This is a genomic window from Coprococcus sp. OM04-5BH, assembly GCF_003482105.1.
In the GTDB taxonomy this organism is placed as follows: domain Bacteria; phylum Bacillota; class Clostridia; order Lachnospirales; family Lachnospiraceae; genus Coprococcus.
This window is the reverse complement of record NZ_QULM01000001.1, coordinates 21,358-40,854: the sequence shown is the minus strand read 5'-3', so window position 1 is coordinate 40,854 and position 19,497 is coordinate 21,358. Positions and strand designations below refer to the sequence as shown.

Below are 19,497 nucleotides of genomic sequence, written 5' to 3'. Positions count from 1 at the left end.
TGTGTGATATGATATATATTACAGTATAAGGGAGAGCGTGACATGGACGACAGATTAAAGAAGCAGTTAGAATTTGTTCTTGAGATAGACAAGGAAAAGAATATATTCAGACAGACCCACATAAGCGGCCACGGAAGGAATGAAAATGACGCGGAGCATGCCTGGCATATGGCTATAATGGCATATCTTCTCAGAGAATATTCCAACGAACACATTGATATAACCAGGGTAATGCTTATGTGTCTGGTCCACGATGTGGTAGAGATAGATGCAGGCGATACATACGCTTACGATACGGAGGGGAAGAAAACCCAGAAAGCCCGTGAGGAGGCGGCAAAGGAGCGATTGTATTCCATGCTGCCCGATGATCAGAAGGAAGAGCTTATGGCAATATTCGAGGAGTTCGAGGCGGGGGAGACACCGGAAGCGAAATTTGCCAGAGCCATGGACAACCTCCAGCCCTTATTGCTTAACAACAGCAATGGCGGAGGCGACTGGAGGAGCCATGAAGTATCAGCTGATCAGGTATACGGTAGACAGATTGGCACGAAGGCAGGCTCTGAGAAATTATATGAAGTGACTGATAATATAATCAGAGAAAATATTAAAAACGGAAATATCAAAGAATAAAAGCATAAATGACAGGCAAGTATAAATTACCATAAAAATGTAAAAACCCCAACATAAATATTATCAGTAATCTGATATAAATGGATCATAAGAAATTCATGAGGAGGCAGATAATTATGGGTATGATCAATTTTTTAGACGAAGACGGAACATTTACATTGCATAGACCGGAAAACTACAGTGGACTTTATTTTCCCGTAGCACAGAATATGGGAATAAAGAGCGCGGTAACTCCTAATCTCGGAGGAGACGCAAAGGTGGATCAGAATACATTCCTTCTTGAGCCGGTAAGTATTGAAAATCTTAACAACAATCGTGGGGTCAGAAATTTCTGGTGTAAGATAGATAATGCAGGAGTATGGTCAGCAGTCGGTGCGTCAGCATTACAGGAATCAGTAAAATTCACATCTAAGCAGGATGACAGCAATATTGAAGCAGGTTTTATGTGGCACAAGATGACAAGAACATCCACAGAGCATGAGATCATGTCTGAGGTTATATCATTTGCCCCGGTAGATTGTCCTGTAGAGATAATGTATGTTACCATCACAAATAGATCAGATGTTGCAAAGGAAATAATTCCAACAGCGGCAATCCCTATATATGGAAGAAGTGCTGATAATATCAGAGATCACAGACATGTCACATCACTTCTTCACAGAATTAAAACAAATGATTTTGGCGTGTGCGTCAAGCCTACATTGTCATTTGATGAGCGTGGTCACAGAAAGAATAAGCTTACATATTTTGTATGTGGCGTAGACGAAGATGGAAATGCACCTGAGGACTTCTATCCCGTGCTTGATACTTTTATGGGTGAGGGCGGAAGTCTTACATCACCAAGAACAATAATAGATAATACACCGGGGGTTCCTTCCGGAACATCATTCGCAGGTAAGGAGGCAATGGGTGGGCTTCACTTTTCATCTAAGATTCTTGTACCCGGTGAGTCTATGGGATATACCATAATTATGGGTGTGTTGGAAGATGATACAAAGCTTCCACAGACAGTAGCTCTCTTTGACAGTGGGGATAAGGTTATGGCTCATCTTCAGAAGACAAAGGATTTCTGGAAGAGCCAGGTGAATGTAAGCTACAAAACAGGAAATGATGAGTTTGACGGCTTTATGAAATGGGTAAGCTTCCAGCCATTCTTAAGAAGGATATTCGGCTGTTCATTCCTCCCTCACCATGATTATGGCAGAGGCGGAAGAGGTTGGAGAGATCTGTGGCAGGATTGCCTTTCTCTGCTTATCATGGATCCGAGCGGTGTGAGACAGATGATACTTGATAATTACTGTGGTGTTCGTATTGATGGAACAAATGCTACGATAATCGGAGAGAAACAGGGAGAATTTGTTGCGGACAGAAATGGTATTGCCAGAGTATGGATGGATCACGGCATGTGGCCGTTTCTCACCACAAAGTTGTATATAAACCAGACCGGTGATGTAGATGTGTTAAAGGAAAAGGCAACATATTTCAAGGATGAACAGAAGGAACGTGGAACAGCTCTTGACCGGGAATGGACTCCTGAATATGGAGTAAGGCTCAGAAAGGCAGATGGGGAGATATACGAAGGCACAATACTTGAACATATTCTTCTTGAACAGCTTTGCTCTTTTTATGAGGTTGGTGCCCATAACCATATGAGACTTCGCGGTGCTGACTGGAATGATGCCCTTGATATGGCAGCGGAAAATGGTGAGAGTGTAGCATTTACAGCAGCATATGCAGGAAATCTTGAGGAAATTTCGAGGCTTCTCATAACACTGGCTGACAAGTATGGCTGGGAGGATATCGAACTTCTTGAGGAGATAAATGATCTCTTAAATTCCGATAGCCGGATGTATGATAGTATTGATGAGAAGAAGGCGGTACTGGCAGGATACCTTTCAAAGTGTGGACATGTGGTAAGTGGTAACATGGTAAGAGTCGATATCCGTGAGCTTGCAGACAATCTTAAGCATAAGGCTGACTGGATAAAGAACCATATCAGAAGCACAGAGTGGATTGACAGCGAAGGTGCTGATGATAATAAGGGATGGTACAACAGCTACTATGATGACAACTGTGACAGAGTTGAAGGTTACTTCCCGGCAGGAGTCAGAATGATGCTTACAGGTCAGGTGTTTACGATCATGAGTAACACTGCCACAGATGAGCAGGTGAAGGCAATCTGTGAAAGCGCGGATAAATACCTTTACAAGAGAGAGGCAGGAGGGTATCGTCTTAATACAGACTTCAATGAGGTTAAGTTAAATCTTGGCAGAATGTTTGGATTTGCATATGGAGAAAAGGAAAATGGTGCGGTATTCTCACATATGACGGTGATGTATGCAAATGCACTGTATCAGAGGGGATTCGTAAGAGAGGGCTACAAGGCATTAAGTACATTAAGCGAACATGCCATGGATTTTAACACAAGCAAGATATATCCTGGTATTCCCGAGTATTTTGACGCTGACGGAAGAGGACTATACCATTATCTTACAGGTGCAGCCAGCTGGTATATGCTTACATTTATTACAGAGGTGTTTGGTGTAAAGGGTGTATATGGTGATCTTGCAGTGTCACCTAAGCTTGTGGTTGAACAGTTTGATGAGTCAGGCAATTCAACAATGACCCTTAAATTCGCAGGTAAGGAGTTCAAGGTCGTTGTAAGTAATCCTGAAATGCTTGACTATGGTCAGTACAGGATAGTGGGTGCGGAGTGTGATGGCAGACCGCTTGATATTACCGATGGAGCCGCAATGCTCAGGAGAAGTGACATAGAGACTTTTAACAATAGGAAGCACACTGTAAAGGTTATCCTTGGCAGGTAAATATATTGGAGTTAGATGACAGAATGTGTAGTGTCAGCGATGAACAATACCAAATAGGTAAATGTTCAATGGGCAGATTTAAATAATATGAGGTGAATAGATATGAAATATGGTTATTTTGATGATACAAACAGAGAATATGTAATTACAAACCCATGTACACCGGCACCGTGGGCCAACTATCTTGGCTCCCCTGAGTATGGCGCAGTTATTTCAAATAATGCAGGGGGATACAGCTTCGCCCAGTCAGGTGCAAACGGAAGAATTTTAAGATATGTGTTCAATAATTTTGATCAACCGGGAAGGTATATATACTTAAGAGATAATGACAGTAAGGATTTCTGGTCAGCGTCATGGCAGCCGGTGGCAAAGCCACTTGATGTTTATAAGAATGAATGCCATCACGGAACAGGATATACAAGAATTGTTGCTGATTACAGTAATATCCATTCAGAGGCACTTTACTATGTACCCATTAATAAGGCATATGAGGTATGGAATTTTAAGGTTACAAACAATGATCTGGTGACAAGAAATCTTACAGTTACGGGATATGCAGAATTTACAAATAACAGCAATTATGAGCAGGATCAGGTAAATCTCCAGTATTCATTGTTCATCGGAAGAACAAAATTTGAAGATAATAAGATACGCCATATTGTTCACGGAAATCTTGATACTCTTCCTGAAGGAGAGTATGTAGACCACAAGCGAGCAACAGAAAGATTTTTTGGACTTGCGGGAGCTTCCGTTTCATCATACTGTGGTGATAAGAAGGAATTCCTTGGGGCTTTTAATACATACAATAATCCTAAGGGCGTGTCAGAAGGTAATCTGGGAAATGTAGACAGTTACAATGAGAATTCATGTGGTGCTCTTTCAACGATCATAACACTTACTCCCGGAGAGACAAAGGAAATCGCTTTTATCCTTGGTATGAAGGAAAAGGATGAATCAAAGGCAATACTTGCGTCCTACGCAGATGTTACAAGTGTATGTAAGGCTGAGTATGAAGAGGTTGTTGCCGACTGGCATGGAAGATTTGAGAACTTCCAGGTTAAGACACCGTCAGAGGAGTTCAATACCATGATCAATACATGGAATGCATATAACTGTTTCATGACATTTATCTGGTCGAGGGCAGCGTCATTTATCTATTGCGGACTGAGGAACGGATACGGATACAGAGATACGGTTCAGGATATTCAGGGTGTGATCCACCTGGCACCGGAAATGGCTGTAGAGAAGATAAGGTTCATGCTTTCAGCCCAGGTGGATAACGGTGGCGGACTTCCACTGGTATTATTTGATTTTGTACCGGGGGATTCAGGCACACCTGATGATCCTGAGTGGGTTAAGGAAACAGGACATCCTGCATACAGGGCAGACGACGCCTTGTGGCTGTTCCCAACAGTATATAAATATATTTCAGAATCGGGAAATCTTGCATTTATAGATGAAGTGATCCCATTTGCAAATAATCATGCAGAGGGAACTGTATATGAGCATTTAAAGAGGGCTATTGATTTTTCAATGAATCATCTTGGAATCCATAACATGCCTGCCGGTCTTTATGCTGACTGGAATGACTGCCTTAGACTTGGAGCACAGGGTGAGTCATCATTCGTTGCTCTTCAGTTCTACTATGCTATGACAATATTAAGAAAATTTGCTGAGTACAAAAAGGATAAAGAGTATATCAAGTATCTTGATGAGAAGCAGAAGGAACTTGGCGAAACGATAGAGAAACTTTGCTGGAATGAAGACAGATTTATCCGTGGCTTCACTGAGAAGGGGGAAGTGATCGGACACAGAGACGACCCGGAGGCAAATATGTGGTTAAACCCACAGAGTTGGGCTGTTATTTCGGGCTATGCCTCAGATGAGCAGGCTGATCTGGCACTTGATAATGTATATAAGCAGCTTAACACTGAGTATGGCGCGATACTTATGGATCCTCCATATCATGAACATGCATTTGACGGAGCTCTTGCAGTTATCTACAATCAGGGTGTTAAAGAAAATGCAGGTATATTCTCCCAGTCACAGGGCTGGATAATCCTTGCCGAGGCACTTCGCGGACATGGAGAAAGAGCATTTACATATTTCAAGGAGAATGCTCCTGCAGCACAGAATGACAGAGCAGAGATCCGTGAGCTCGAGCCATACTGTTATGGACAGTTCACCGAGGGAAAGGCAAGCCCGCATTTTGGGCGTTCCCATGTGCATTGGCTTACAGGTACAGCTTCAACAGTGATGGTTGGATGTGTTGAGGGAATACTTGGTATGAGACCTGACTTATATGGGCTTAAGGTTGCTCCTTCAATTCCTGCAGAATGGGATGGCCTTGAGATCCATAAGGTATTCCGTGGAAAGAGGCTTCACATTGTAGTGAAAAATCCTGATCACAAAGAGAGTGGATGTGCTGAGCTTACAGTAAATGGCAGGAAGATGGAAGATAATTACATTCCTGAGAGTGTAATGGTCGAGGAGAATGAGGTAGTGCTTGTAATGTGATCAACCAGGTGGGTATGTAATGGTAGACAATATATTTATTAATTGTATATAAAAATATATAAAATGAGGAAGACATGTCATCGTGGTGGTGGCATGTCTTTACTTCTATATGAAGAACCGTTAGAAGAATATCACACACTTGCATATGGCGAAGCCGTTTAACCGCGAAACATTAAAGAAGATGTTGGTGGAACATATAAGATAAGTCAATATCCCTGTTCAAAAATTTCCCTGTTCAAAAGCCTTGCCGTGAAGAACACGGAGATACAGGTGGATACACACCAGCCCACAGGCCATGCACACCATATTCCCGTGTAGCCAAGGAATGTGGCAGACAACAATGCTGCCAGCACAACTCTGAGGATCAGGTCAGTGAAGGTCGATACCATGAACTGCTTCATTTGTCCCATACCACGAAGTATTCCGTCAGCCACCAGCTTCATTGACACAATAAAGTAGAATGGTGATACGATACGCATGAACAGTCTTCCTGAGTTAAGAGCGTCTGCTGACGGAGCGTCGATAAAGAAGCGGAGCAGAGGCTCAGGGAATATAACGTACAGGAGAAAGAGAGGCAGTGACAGGCACCACACCATCTTTATTCCTGCCTTGAAGCCTGCCTTTATACGATCTAAAGCTTTTGCCCCAAGGTTCTGTGAGGCGAAGTTTGATATTCCGTTTCCAAGGGTTGTAAATGAGGTGACTACAAGGTTGTTAAGCTTGATGGCAGCAGAATAGCCTGCCATGACACCTTCACCGAAGCTGTTGATGATACTCTGGATTATGATATTTCCCACAGAGATGAAGCTCTGCTGCAGGATACTTGGGACAGCGATCACCACGAACTGCTTAAAGATCTTGCCGGAGAACAGCTTAGGTCTTTCCGTGAGTTTTATCTTCCTAAGTCTTACTGTTACTACTATAAGGCTTAGTATGCAGCTTACGCCCTGACATATAAAGGTTGCCCAGGCAACGCCCGCAACACCCATGTTAAGTGAATGTACGAAGAATATATCTACGGCTATGTTGGAGAGGGACGAAGCCACCAGGAAGTTGAAGGGTGTCTTGGAGTCTCCCAGTGCCGAGAATATTCCGGTTGTAATATTATAGAAGAAAACAAACGGAAGTCCCAGTATGTAGATATCCAGATACAGCTTGGAATCTGAGAAAAGCTTTGCCGGAGTATTTATCATATTTAACAGGGCACCTCCTGCCAGAAGCCCGAAGAGCATAAGGACCATGCAGGTTACGGCACTGGCTATCATGGCTGTGGATATGGATGACTTCATATCCGTGTAATTCTTTGCTCCGAAATATCTTGAGGTGATGACGGAACAGCCTATGTTGCAGCCAAAGGCAAATGCAATGAATATAAGGGTTATCTCGTAGCTGTTGCCCACCGCCGCCAGGGCATTTTCTCCTATGTATTTTCCTGCCACCCACGAGTCGGCAATATTGTATAGCTGTTGAAATATAATGCTTCCGAATAACGGAAGGCAAAAACGCCATAATACCTTCTGGGGATTTCCCACAGTCAGATCTTTGTTCATTTCTCTTTCACTTCCTAATGAATTTTAAAAATAGTCATAGCGTGGCATTTGTACATTTAAAGTTAAAAACACCACGTCAACATATGAAATTATAGTTACTGCATATGCAAATGTAAATATTGTAAAAAATAAAAATGTGAGGTAATATACCAGTGACGTAAGGAGATGAAGATTATGAAATATAAACTTGCAGTATTTGACATGGACGGAACCATACTTAACACTCTGGAGGATCTTACAGACAGCACTAATTACGCACTGGGACAGTATGACATGCCTGAGCGTACTATAGATGAGGTGAGACACTTTGTGGGAAACGGTATCAGAAAGCTTATAGAGCGTGCGGTTCCTAAGGGAACCCCTGTAGAGGTTGTGGATGAAGTGTTCAAGACCTTCCATGGTTATTACAAGGATCACTGTGCCATCAAGACCAGACCTTATGATGGAATAAAAGAAGTAATATTAAAGCTTAAGGACATGGGAGTGCATACTGCCGTAGTTTCCAATAAAGCCGACTACGCAGTGAAGGAGCTGTGCGACGATTATTTCCCGGGACTTTTTGAGTTCTCAGTGGGAGATAAGGAAGGACAGAGGAGAAAGCCGTATCCTGACAGTGTTATAGCGGTCCTTGACAGATTTGGAACAGACAAAAAGGACGCAGTATATATAGGAGACTCAGAGGTGGACCTCCAGACCGCGAGAAATTCAGAGATGGATGTGATCATGGTAGGCTGGGGCTTCCGTAAGGAAGAGTACATCATGAGCCTTGGAGCACCGTTTGTGATACATTCCCCTGAGGAAATACTGGAGCACTTCTGATATCAGAAGCCTTATAATGATGTAAGCATGTATAAAAATATTCAATATACTGTGTGCAGAAGATAGCAGAGTAGATCCTGCTGAAATACAGTGTATGTATGAAATGTCCAATATATAGGCAAAAAAGCCCATATATTGGACATTTTTGCACATATAATAACTATTGTAGTGTAAAAATCTTGAAAAAACATTGAAAAAATACATATAAAATTCTTAATAAATAGTAAAATTTCGATAATCTATCCAAAAATATTCTATTTTTTTTCGCCCCCTTAGAAACTATAATGAATTTAGTCGTTGAGGCAAAACAAAAAAACCTAAACAAAACGGGAACGGTCGAAAGAATCCCGAAACTCACAAAAAAAACAAAACCGACAATTTTTTAGAAACAGGAGGAAATGTCAAATGAGAAAAAAGAGAGCATTAGCTGTTATAGCAGCAGCAACACTTGCAATGTCAATGGTAGGATGTGGATCAACCGGTAATGGTGGAAGCGGAAGCGGAAGCAGCAGCAGTTCAAAGAACAGTGAGAAGCCACTTTGCTGGTTCAACCGTCAGCCATCAAACAGTTCAACAGGAGAGCTTGATAAGGACGCTCTTAACTACAACAAGGATACCTATTATGTAGGTTTCGATGCTAATCAGGGTGCTGAGCTCCAGGGCGAGATGGTTCTTGATTACATCAAGGCAAATGCAGCAACAATGGATCGTAACGGTGATGGCGTAATCGGTTATGTACTTGCAATCGGTGATATCGGACACAACGATTCAATCGCTCGTACAAGAGGTGTTCGTTCAGCACTGGGCACAGGCGTTGAGACAGATGGAAATGTAGATTCATCACCAGCAGGAACAAATGTTGATGGTGCATCAAAGGTTGTTCAGGACTCAACAATCGAGGTTGGTGGTAAGACTTACACAATCCGTGAGCTTGCTTCACAGGAGATGAAGAATTCGGCAGGAGCTACATGGGATGCAGCTACAGCCGGTAACGCTATTGGAACATGGACAGCTTCATTCGGTGATCAGATCGATGTAGTTGTTTCAAATAATGATGGTATGGGAATGTCAATGTTCAATGCTTGGGCAAAGGACGCTAAGGTTCCTACATTCGGATACGATGCAAACAGTGATGCAGTTGCAGCTATAGCAGAAGGCTACGGCGGAACAATTTCACAGCATGCAGACGTACAGGCATATCTTACACTCAGAGTACTTCGTAACGCACTTGACGGTGTAGATGTTGATACAGGTATCGGTACACCTGATGAAGCAGGTAACTGCTTAACAGAGGGTGAAGATTACAGATACAGCGAGGAAGAGAGATCATACTACGCATTAAATGTAGCTGTAACAGCTGATAATTACCAGGATTTCACAGATTCAACAAAGGTTTATGACAAGGTTTCAAAGCAGCTTGACTCAAGCAAGAGCCCTAAGAAGAAGGTATGGCTTGATATCTACAATGCTTCAGATAACTTCTTAAGCTCAACATACCAGCCACTTCTTCAGAACTACGATGATCTTCTTAACCTTGACGTAGATTACATCGGTGGTGATGGTCAGACAGAGTCAAATATCACAAACCGTCTTGGAAATCCAAGCGAGTATGACGCATTCGCAATTAACATGGTTAAGACAGACAATGCTGCTTCATACACATCAATTCTTAATCAGTAAGATATTGATCTAAAGGCAAAATGATTTAACTCAGAAGGGTGTCAGAAAAAAATTGATACCCTTCTTTTACTAAGAAAAGGAAGTAGAACTATGGCAGATGATAAGAATAAATACATCTTATCGATTAACGGCATGAGCAAATCATTCGGTAGAAACAAGGTTCTTAATCATATCAATTTGAATGTTAAGCCTGGATCAATAATGGGTCTTATGGGTGAGAATGGTGCCGGAAAATCGACAATGATGAAATGTCTCTTCGGAACCTATCAGAAGGACGAAGGAACTATAATATTAGATGGTAAAGAAGTAAACTTTACAGGTCCCAAGGATGCACTTGAAAATGGTGTCGCAATGGTTCATCAGGAGCTTAACCAGTGTCTTGAGAGAAGCGTTGTAGATAACCTCTTCCTTGGACGATACCCTAGGAACTCAATGGGTATAATTGATGAAGGCAGAATGAGAAAGGAAGCTTCTGATCTGTTCAGAAAGCTTGGAATAACTGTTAACCTCACACAGCCTATGAAGAGAATGTCCGTATCACAGAGACAGATGTGCGAGATTGCCAAGGCTATATCATACAACTCAAAGGTTATCGTACTTGATGAGCCTACATCATCACTTACAGCACCTGAGGTTGCCAAGTTGTTCAAGATGATGAGACAGTTAAAGGAGCAGGGTATTTCCCTTATCTATATTTCACATAAGATGGATGAGATCTTCGAGATCTGTGACCAGGTTTCAGTACTTCGAGACGGTAGTCTTGTTATGACAAAGGACAGCAAGGATACAGATATGAATGAGCTTATATCAGCGATGGTTGGCCGTTCTCTGGACAACAGATTCCCACCGGTTGACAATAAGCCGGGTGAAACCGTTCTCTCAATACAGGGACTTTCTACAAAATATGCTCCGAAGTTACAGAACATCACCTTCGATGTAAAGAAGGGTGAGATCTTCGGACTTTATGGTTTGGTTGGTGCCGGCCGTACAGAGCTTCTTGAAACCATATTTGGTATTCGAACAAGAGCAGCAGGAAATGTAGTATACAATGGAAAAATGATGAACTTCTCCTCACCAAGGGATGCTATGGATCATGGATTTGCCCTTATAACAGAGGAAAGAAAGGCAAACGGTCTCTTCCTTAAAGGAGATCTTACATTTAACACAACCATTGCAAATATGAACCACTACAAGAGAGGTCTTGCATTATCAAATGACGACATGGTACGTGCAACAGCAGAGGAGATCAAGGTCATGCATACAAAGTGTATGGGACCTGATGATATGATCTCAAGCCTGTCAGGTGGTAATCAGCAGAAGGTCATCTTCGGCAGATGGCTTGAGCGTTCACCTAACGTATTCATGATGGACGATCCTACAAGAGGTATCGATGTAGGTGCCAAGTATGAGATCTACGAATTGATCATCAACATGGCAAAGCAGGGCAAGACAATTATAGTTGTTTCCTCAGAGATGCCTGAGATACTTGGTATCACAAACCGTATAGGCGTTATGTCTAACGGACATCTTGCAGGTATCGTAAACACAAAGGAAACAAACCAGGAAGAATTATTAAGACTCAGTGCTAAATATTTGTAAAAGAGAGGAGTATTGGATATGGCAGACAATAGTAAGATACTTTCGGCTGAGGACGAGGCAAAACTCTTAAAGCCGATTGATGAATATGTTGGAAAAATACAGAGTCAGATCGACGCACTTCGTGTTGACGGAGCTGACAAGGTTCAGAGCTTAAAGAACCATATAGCCCTCACAAAGGAGGACAAGAACTTATCAAAGGACGAGATCCAGAGGATTGTTGCTAAGGATAAGGTGGATTTAGAGAAGGCTAAGGCTGTTGAGGCAGCAAATAAGTCAAAGGTTTCAGCTCTCATCGCAGACGCTGAAGGATACCTTAAGAAGCATTACAAGACAGAGTATTACCAGAAGGTAGAAGCAAGCTGCGAATTAGAAAAGGCAGCAGAGAATGAAGCTTACGACAAGAAGAAAGCAACATTAAAGGTTGAGCATGAGCAGGCACTTAAGCAGATTACAGACTCAGGCGAGATCAAGGATGAGAAGTATGTATATAAGAACAGACTCTTCGATATCCAGATGGCTCACGACTCAAAACTCCAGGAGATCAAGGACAGAAAGCATGACGCATTCTTACATCAGTATCACTTAATCGATCTTCTCCGTATGTCAAAGTACACATTCGGACAGAAGAGAGCACAGGGCTTTGAGAATTACAAATACAACTTCAATACATCACAGTTCCTTTACAAGAATGGTCTGTATATTGTAATCATCCTTATCTTCATAGCACTTTGTATTATTACACCTATCGTTAAGAATACACAGCTGCTTACACTTACAAACATACTTAATATCTTACAGCAGGCTTCACCTCGAATGTTCCTTGCACTTGGTGTTGCCGGATTGATCCTCTTAACAGGTACCGATCTTTCCGTAGGACGTATGGTAGGTATGGGTATGGTTACTGCCACAATCATTATGCACAATGGTATTAATACAGGTGGTGTATTCGGACATATATTTGACTTTACAAATATTCCTGTAGCAGGCAGAGCTATCTTCGCTCTTGTTGCATGTATCATTCTTACAACAGTATTTGCAATGATAGCAGGTTTCTTCATGGCGAAGTTTAAGATGCATCCATTCATTTCAACAATGGCTAACATGCTTATTATCTTCGGTCTCGTAACATACGCAACAAAGGGTGTATCATTTGGTGCTATTGATTCAGCAATTCCAAATATGTTCATCCCTAGACTTGGTAACTTCCCAACAATTATTATTTGGGCAGTTGTAGCAATCATCGTAGTATGGTTCATCTGGAACAAGACTACATTTGGTAAGAATCTCTACGCTGTAGGTGGTAATCCTGAGGCAGCAGCAGTTTCAGGTATCTCAGTATTTAAAGTAACTCTTGGAGCATTCATCCTTGCAGGTATCCTTTACGGATTTGGTTCATGGCTTGAGTGTAACAGAATGGTTGGTTCAGGATCGGCAGCTTATGGACAGGGCTGGGATATGGACGCAATCGCAGCCTGCGTAGTTGGTGGTGTATCATTCACAGGTGGTATCGGTAAGATCTCAGGTGTTGTAACAGGTGTACTTATCTTCACATCACTTACATACTCTCTTACAATACTTGGTATTGATACAAACCTTCAGTTCATCTTCGAAGGTATCATCATTCTTGCAGCCGTAACACTTGACTGTCTCAAGTATGTACAGAAGAAGTAATCACAGACAGATAAATGTTGTGTGACTTGCAATATCACAGATAAATTTAATAAAACGACAGTGTCGTAGACGTAAAGCCGCCTTGGTTATCTAAAGGATGATCGGGCGGCTTTATGTGTATATCAAGATATAATCTTATAGGTCATATGTTTATTTTACAGAGTCGGATGCATATATCCACAATTCACATATAGTATAAATGTCCAGACCATAGCGCAGGTTTTCGTAATGAGGTTTGACCTTGCTACCGGCACAAAGCCCATGTTTGAGGAGGAGTAATGAAAATCACAAACAACGTGCGTGATTTTCATGGCTCCGACGAGTTTGGGCGACTGGCGGTTAATAAGCTGGTCGAACCGAATAGAAAAACAAGCGTGACTGGCATTATACTATATGTGAATGTGGATGATCACTCCCAATATATACGTATTTAGAAATGTGAAAAATTTAAAGATGTGCATATATGAAGTTTCAGTAAAATGATTTATGTAATCGACAATATCTGATATAATGAAAATAGTGTGAAAGAAAATGTGAAAGCAGATTTGCCGTGCTTTGTAAAAGAAATCGGCAGGAAATATCAACTCTCTGAGACCTATGGGGTTACATGGGATAATGTTTAGTATCGGAGGAAAAACTGATGGATAAATATAAAGTACTTCTTGTGGATGATGAAGAAGAGGTAATTGACGTAATAGAACATAAGATACACTGGGATATGCTGGGCTTCGAAGTGGTGGGCAGTGCCAACAACGGAGTAAAAGCCTTGGAGCTTTCAGAGAGGCTTCAGCCGGATGTGGTTATCACAGATATAAAAATGCCTTACATGGACGGACTTGAATTGTCCAGAAGGCTGAATAACGAATATCCCAATATACACATAATAATATTTACAGGCTTTGATGAGTTTGAATATGCCAAGGAGGCAGTACATCTCGAGATAGAAGAATACATGCTTAAGCCTATCAATGCACTGGAGCTGTCAGACTGTCTCAAGAGACTTAAGAATACACTGGACATTGAGAGAGAAGAGAAGCTTAACGTGAAGAAGCTAGAGAACTATTTCAATGATTCCCTTCCTATGCTTCAGATGAACTTGTTCATATCTCTTATTGAAGGACGTGTGAAGGAGTCGGACTATGAGAAATTCCTTTCCGCATACCAGATAAATATGAGGGGACCATATTATTGCTGTGCCATATTCCACACATCAGAACATCATGTGCCGGAGGGCATGAACCCCCTGCTGTTGTCCATGTCAGTGGAAAGAGAAATTAAGGACAGGATACTTTCAGAGTGGAACAGTCAGATATTTACTTATCTCGGCAACACGGTATTGATAGTAGAGCTTGCCTCAGAGGATACTGTAGCTCAGCTTACGGATACCTGCGACAGGTTCTGCAGATGGGCATACAGAGTTATGGGAGCCGTGGTTACAGCAGGTATCGGAAGATGCCTGGATAACCTTTTTAATATAAATAATTCCTATGATGGCGCCAGAGAGGCTTTGTCCTACAGAGTCCTCTACGGAACCGGGCGGGCTATAAATATCGGTGAGATAGCACCAAAAGAGCAGGAGATCGCCATCCAGTCAGAGGATACAAAAATGCATGATCTGTTTAAGAATATACATCTCGGCTCCGTTGATGCAATAAAGAAATCGGCAGCAAAGGAGATCGAAAAGCTTCACAGGAATGCCAAGACTGTAAGTCAGTACAACCTCGCCACCATGGAGATGGTGGGAGCTTTCTATAGATTTTGTGCAAATAATTTTATTGACTTTAACGAGTTCTGCTGTGGTGTGGAAAATCCATATGAAAAGGTACCGGAGATGGATGAGAGTACCTTGACCTCGTGGATAACAGAAACAGCCACAGCCATTGCCGAGGAACTTAAGAATGCCCGAAACAGCACTTCAAGAAGACTGGTTACAGATGCACAGAATATAGTAAGGGATAGATATATGGAGCCTAATCTGTCGTTGGATACGGTGTGTTCAGATCTGGGAGTATCTAACTCATACTTTTCTTCGGTATTTAAGAAGGAGACAGGAAAGTCATTTGTTTCCTATCTTACGGATTACAGAATGGAACATGCGGCGTCACTCATACTCGAGACAAATGAGAAGAGCTATAAGATTGCAGAAAAGGTGGGGTATCTTGATGCAAACTATTTCAGCTATGTGTTTAAGAAGAGCTTTGGGGTATCACCCTCAAAGTACAGAACAGAGCATCTGAACGGCTGATGATCAAACAGAAATGGAAGAACACTTATTATGGGTAAAAAAAAGGGATATGGACAGCAGAAGGATAAACATTCTCTTAAGATGAGAATAAGGGGCTGGTTTCACAGAGGAAGATTTATAGGATTTGATATACAATCCATAATCATGGCAGTACTTACTACACTCACGATAGTTACAACCGTCGTTATGGGGCTGCTTATCTATAACAGATTTACGCGGGCTATAAAGCAGACTGCTATATCTAATGCAGAGAGCCTTATAAACAGCACTGTTGAAAAGATAGATTCAGATCTTCTTAATGTGAGACAGATTTCCAATGCCTTGAATTATAACATAATCCAGGAAGGCGATGTAAATGATCAGGAATTTGCCAGACAGTTCAGTCTGCTTTATGAGGTAAATAATGACAAAGTCCAGAGCCTTGCGTTATTTGATAATGAGGGGAAACTGGTGGCGGCAGAGCCTGTCATGGAGCAGAAGGATAACGTGAATGTGAAATCCCAGAAATGGTATACAGATGCATTAAGGGACATTGAGAATATACATTTTTCTACACCGCACATACAGAATTTATTCGCAGATGAGTCGTATAAGTATTACTGGGTAATATCTTTAAGCCGATCGGTGGATATCAACAACGGAAAGACGCCCGTAAGTGGTGTGCTCCTTGTGGATATGAAGAGTTCAGTTATATCCGATACCATGAAAGCTATAAATGAGGATTCCAACGAAGTATACTACTACTTGTGCAACAGAGAAGGCAAGATAATCTATCATCCTAGGAGGACAGAGATAGACAGAGGTCTTATATCAGAGGATGTAGGAAAGGTTGCCATGCTGGAGGACGGAACCTATGAACTGAAATTAAACGGAAAAAGCGGAAATGTGGTTGTTGGAAGTATTGCATATACCGGTTGGAAGATAATTGGTGTGGTCCCGGATACGGTTCAGACTATAAATATTAAGAAATTCAGATATTATATAATCACAACAGCCATAGTTCTTCTCATGATGATCCTTGAGGTAAACAGGATAATCACAAAAAAAATCTCAAGACCTATACTTAAGCTTAATGAGTCAGTTAAGGCATATGAGGCAGGAGAGAAACCGGATATATACGTGGGCGGATCTTCGGAGATAAGACACCTGGGTTATTCCGTCCAGAAGTCCTATGAGCAGATCGAGGAACTGATGGAGGAGATAATAAGGCAGCAGAATCAGCGTAGGAAGAGCGAGATGGATGCGCTTCAGAGCCAGATAAATCCTCACTTTCTGTACAATACGCTTGAATCGATTACCTGGATGGTTGAGGCTCACAAGAATACTGATGCGGTATTTATGATATCTGAGCTTGCCAAGCTCTTAAGAATCAGTCTTTCAAAGGGCAGAACCATAATAAAGATATCAGATGAGATTCAGCACAGCAGAAGCTACATGAACATACAGAAGGTAAGATACAAAGAACGTTTTAAGACTGAGTTTATCATAGATGAAGAGGTAAATGATTACTGTATTGTAAAGCTAGTGGTTCAGCCTATACTTGAAAATGCTATTTATTACGGCGTTGGCAATATGGATGAGGATGATGGCGGCAAGATCACGGTTCGCGGTGAGAAGAAGGATGATGATATTTATATCACTGTTGAGGACAATGGAATGGGAATGTCAGAGGAGGTTGTTGACAACATCCTTTCAGATAATGAGAAGGTACCAAAGCATGGCTCCGGAGTGGGGCTTATCAATGTTCACAACAGGATACAGCTCATGTTCGGCAGTCAGTACGGACTTCAGGTGTATAGCGAGCCTGATGAGGGAACCAGAATAGTTATCCATATTCCTGCGATACCTTATAATGATCAGAATCGTGTGGAGCTTGAGAAACAGAAATACGGAAAGGCGAAGGTGACAGATGAAGAAAAGTAAGATTACCATTATTGTGGCAGAATTGATTCTTTTGGCTCTTGCCGTATTTTTTGTAAGAAAAATATTCGAAGAGGATGTTCCCCAGAAGAGGGTTGCGGTTATAGTTGAGAGATCCGGTGATAAGAGATGGGATGCTCTTTTCCAAGGACTGAAGCACTCAGCAGATTTGAATAATCTTCATCTTATTATCTGCAATACAGATGATATAAAAAATGCCGATGATGAAAAGACCCTTATATATGAGCAGCTTGACAATAATGTGGATGCATTTATCATATGTCCTGCACCGGGAAGCAATACTCTGCAGATGCTTCAGGAGCTAAACAATGAGGTGCCATTTGTGCTTATTACTGAGGACGTGTATATCGCAGGCGAAGGGAAAGACTCCGGGAATGACGCAGAGTATACAGCAAGTGGATTCCCTGTTATAAAGCCTGATAATTACCAGATGGGATATAAGCTTGGTGAGGAGCTTGTGAAAAATAACGGAGGCGCCCTTGATGGGAAGAAGATTGGAATATATGCGGGCAGAGAGAAAACAGAGGCAACCGTAAGTCAGGTAAAGGGTGTCATAGATGCCCTCTCAGGTACGGGATGTGAGATAATATGGGAGTATTATTATCTTGAAAATCAGAATGTGTGCAGTCTTGTTGATAATTCCCAAAGAGTTGATTATATATGTGCAATGGACACAGATGTACTTGATATCCTTGGGGAGGAAGCGGTTGACGGAAAGTATGATGGCGCAGAGATATATGGTATTGGAAGCAGTATGAAGTCAGTGACGCTTCTTGATTATGGGCAGATAAGGTGTCTGGTGGTGCCGGATGGATATGATATAGGGTATGAAAGTATTATGGAACTTGCGAAGAAGCTTGACAATTCATTTTATTCCCTTGAAAGCCATGAGGCAGATGCTAAGGTTATTTACAGAGAGGATATTTTCTCTGACGATGTAGAAAGGTTTTTATACTCATATGAATAGACTTATATTAAAAAAAATAACAGCCTTTGTACTGATTTGGGGTATGATGGTGAGTCTGGCGGGCTGTGGAAGCAGGAAACACAAGAGTTACACAACCCTGAGGGTAGGGGTTATAACTTATACGCAGAATGATGCATTTATCAACGCACTCACTGATTGTCTCAAAACTGAACTCAAATCCATGGAGACTGCCCATATGAAGATCATAGTCTCTATAAGGAGTGCAGATGACGATCAGGAAGACCAGGATGAGGTGGCAGCGGAAATGATAGATGCAGGATGCGATATTCTGTGTGTTAATCTGGTGGACAGAACTGCTCCTTCAAAGATAATAAGAAATGCCAGAGATAATGATATTCCTGTTATTTTTTTTAACAGGGAACCTGTTATGGATGATCTTATGCAGTGGGATAAGCTGTATTATGTGGGATGCGATGCGAAACAATCAGGAGAGATGCAGGGAGAGATTGCCGCAGATTATATAAATGAACATCCGGAGGTAGATCGTAATAGGGATGGAAAGATACAGTATATTCTCCTTGAGGGTGAGGCGGGACACCAGGATGCCATAAGCAGAACAGACAGCTCTGTCAAGACACTTATCAGTAAAGATATCACTCTTGAAAAGCTCAGCTATCAGTTTGCTGATTGGAACAGGGGTCAGGCAGAGAACAGGATGACACAGCTTATAAGCCAGTATGGAAACAGCATAGAAATGGTCATATCAAACAATGACGAGATGGCGCTGGGAGCTGTGGAAGCATATAAGAAGGCAGGATACCCTGAAGAGGAATGGCCTGTGATATTTGGTATAGATGGGCTTAAAGATGCTCTTGAAGCAGTGGAAGCCGGAACTATGCAGGGAACTGTATATAACGACAAGGAGGACCAGGCAAGGGAGATGGCAAAGCTGGCAGTGGATATATTCAAGGAAACTGACATTGAATCTCATGATTTAAGTCTGGGAAGATACTATGTATCACCATACCAGAAGGTTGATGAATCTTCTGTGGAGAAATTTCTTAAACCACGACAGTAGTATTCTTCCGGTAA

The 19,497-nt window shown here is 41.8% G+C and carries 12 protein-coding genes; 11 read left to right on the top strand and 1 reads right to left on the bottom strand.

All coding sequences use genetic code 11. The features are described from left to right. Positions 1-42: 42 nt before the first annotated feature. The 3 genes from DXB54_RS00160 to DXB54_RS00150 all read left to right on the top strand — a co-directional run bounded on the left by DXB54_RS00160 (position 43) and on the right by DXB54_RS00150 (position 5,972). Complete coding sequence (locus tag DXB54_RS00160) at positions 43-630, top strand: HD domain-containing protein (protein WP_118693902.1); 588 nt, start codon at positions 43-45, stop codon at positions 628-630. A 116-nt stretch (positions 631-746) separates the two neighbouring features. Further along, the gene (locus tag DXB54_RS00155; protein ID WP_118693901.1) at positions 747-3,455 is read left to right on the top strand and encodes a GH36-type glycosyl hydrolase domain-containing protein; all 2,709 of its coding nucleotides are present in this window, start codon (positions 747-749) and stop codon (positions 3,453-3,455) included. 102 nt (positions 3,456-3,557) lie between these two features. Beyond that, positions 3,558-5,972: a GH36-type glycosyl hydrolase domain-containing protein gene (locus DXB54_RS00150; protein ID WP_118693900.1), complete on the top strand. Its 2,415-nt coding sequence runs from the start codon at positions 3,558-3,560 to the stop codon at positions 5,970-5,972. A gap of 206 nt (positions 5,973-6,178) precedes the next feature. Here the strand turns inward: DXB54_RS00150 and DXB54_RS00145 are convergent, their stop codons facing one another. After that, positions 6,179-7,522, bottom strand: a complete 1,344-nt coding sequence (locus DXB54_RS00145) for an MATE family efflux transporter (protein WP_118693899.1) — start codon at positions 7,520-7,522, stop codon at positions 6,179-6,181. Positions 7,523-7,696: 174 nt separating this feature from the next. Here DXB54_RS00145 and DXB54_RS00140 point away from each other — a divergent pair, with 174 nt between their 5' ends. From DXB54_RS00140 to DXB54_RS00105, 8 genes are all read left to right on the top strand, one after another. Next, entirely contained in the window at positions 7,697-8,341 is a 645-nt protein-coding gene (locus DXB54_RS00140; protein ID WP_118693898.1) for an HAD family hydrolase, read from the top strand. A 405-nt stretch (positions 8,342-8,746) separates the two neighbouring features. Further along, positions 8,747-10,021, top strand: a complete 1,275-nt coding sequence (locus DXB54_RS00135; protein ID WP_118693897.1) for a substrate-binding domain-containing protein — start codon at positions 8,747-8,749, stop codon at positions 10,019-10,021. Positions 10,022-10,111: 90 nt separating this feature from the next. Continuing rightward, positions 10,112-11,620, top strand: a complete 1,509-nt coding sequence (locus tag DXB54_RS00130; protein WP_021938694.1) for a sugar ABC transporter ATP-binding protein — start codon at positions 10,112-10,114, stop codon at positions 11,618-11,620. Between the two features lie 18 nt (positions 11,621-11,638). After that, positions 11,639-13,291 (top strand): galactose/methyl galactoside ABC transporter permease MglC, encoded by a 1,653-nt coding sequence (locus DXB54_RS00125; RefSeq protein ID WP_118693896.1) that lies wholly within the window; start codon positions 11,639-11,641, stop codon positions 13,289-13,291. 640 nt (positions 13,292-13,931) lie between these two features. Next, complete coding sequence (locus tag DXB54_RS00120) at positions 13,932-15,536, top strand: response regulator (protein ID WP_118693895.1); 1,605 nt, start codon at positions 13,932-13,934, stop codon at positions 15,534-15,536. 81 nt (positions 15,537-15,617) lie between these two features. Then, positions 15,618-17,459 carry a sensor histidine kinase gene (locus tag DXB54_RS00115; protein WP_118694466.1) on the top strand — a complete coding sequence of 614 codons (1,842 nt, stop codon included), beginning with the start codon at positions 15,618-15,620 and terminating at the stop codon, positions 17,457-17,459. Then, positions 17,446-18,444, top strand: a complete 999-nt coding sequence (locus DXB54_RS00110) for a sugar ABC transporter substrate-binding protein (RefSeq protein ID WP_118693894.1) — start codon at positions 17,446-17,448, stop codon at positions 18,442-18,444. Before DXB54_RS00115 ends, DXB54_RS00110 begins: the two co-directional genes overlap by 14 nt. Continuing rightward, a complete protein-coding gene (locus tag DXB54_RS00105; RefSeq protein WP_118693893.1) occupies positions 18,437-19,483 on the top strand; it encodes a galactose ABC transporter substrate-binding protein in 1,047 nt (348 codons plus the stop codon). Before DXB54_RS00110 ends, DXB54_RS00105 begins: the two co-directional genes overlap by 8 nt. Positions 19,484-19,497: the final 14 nt, after the last annotated feature.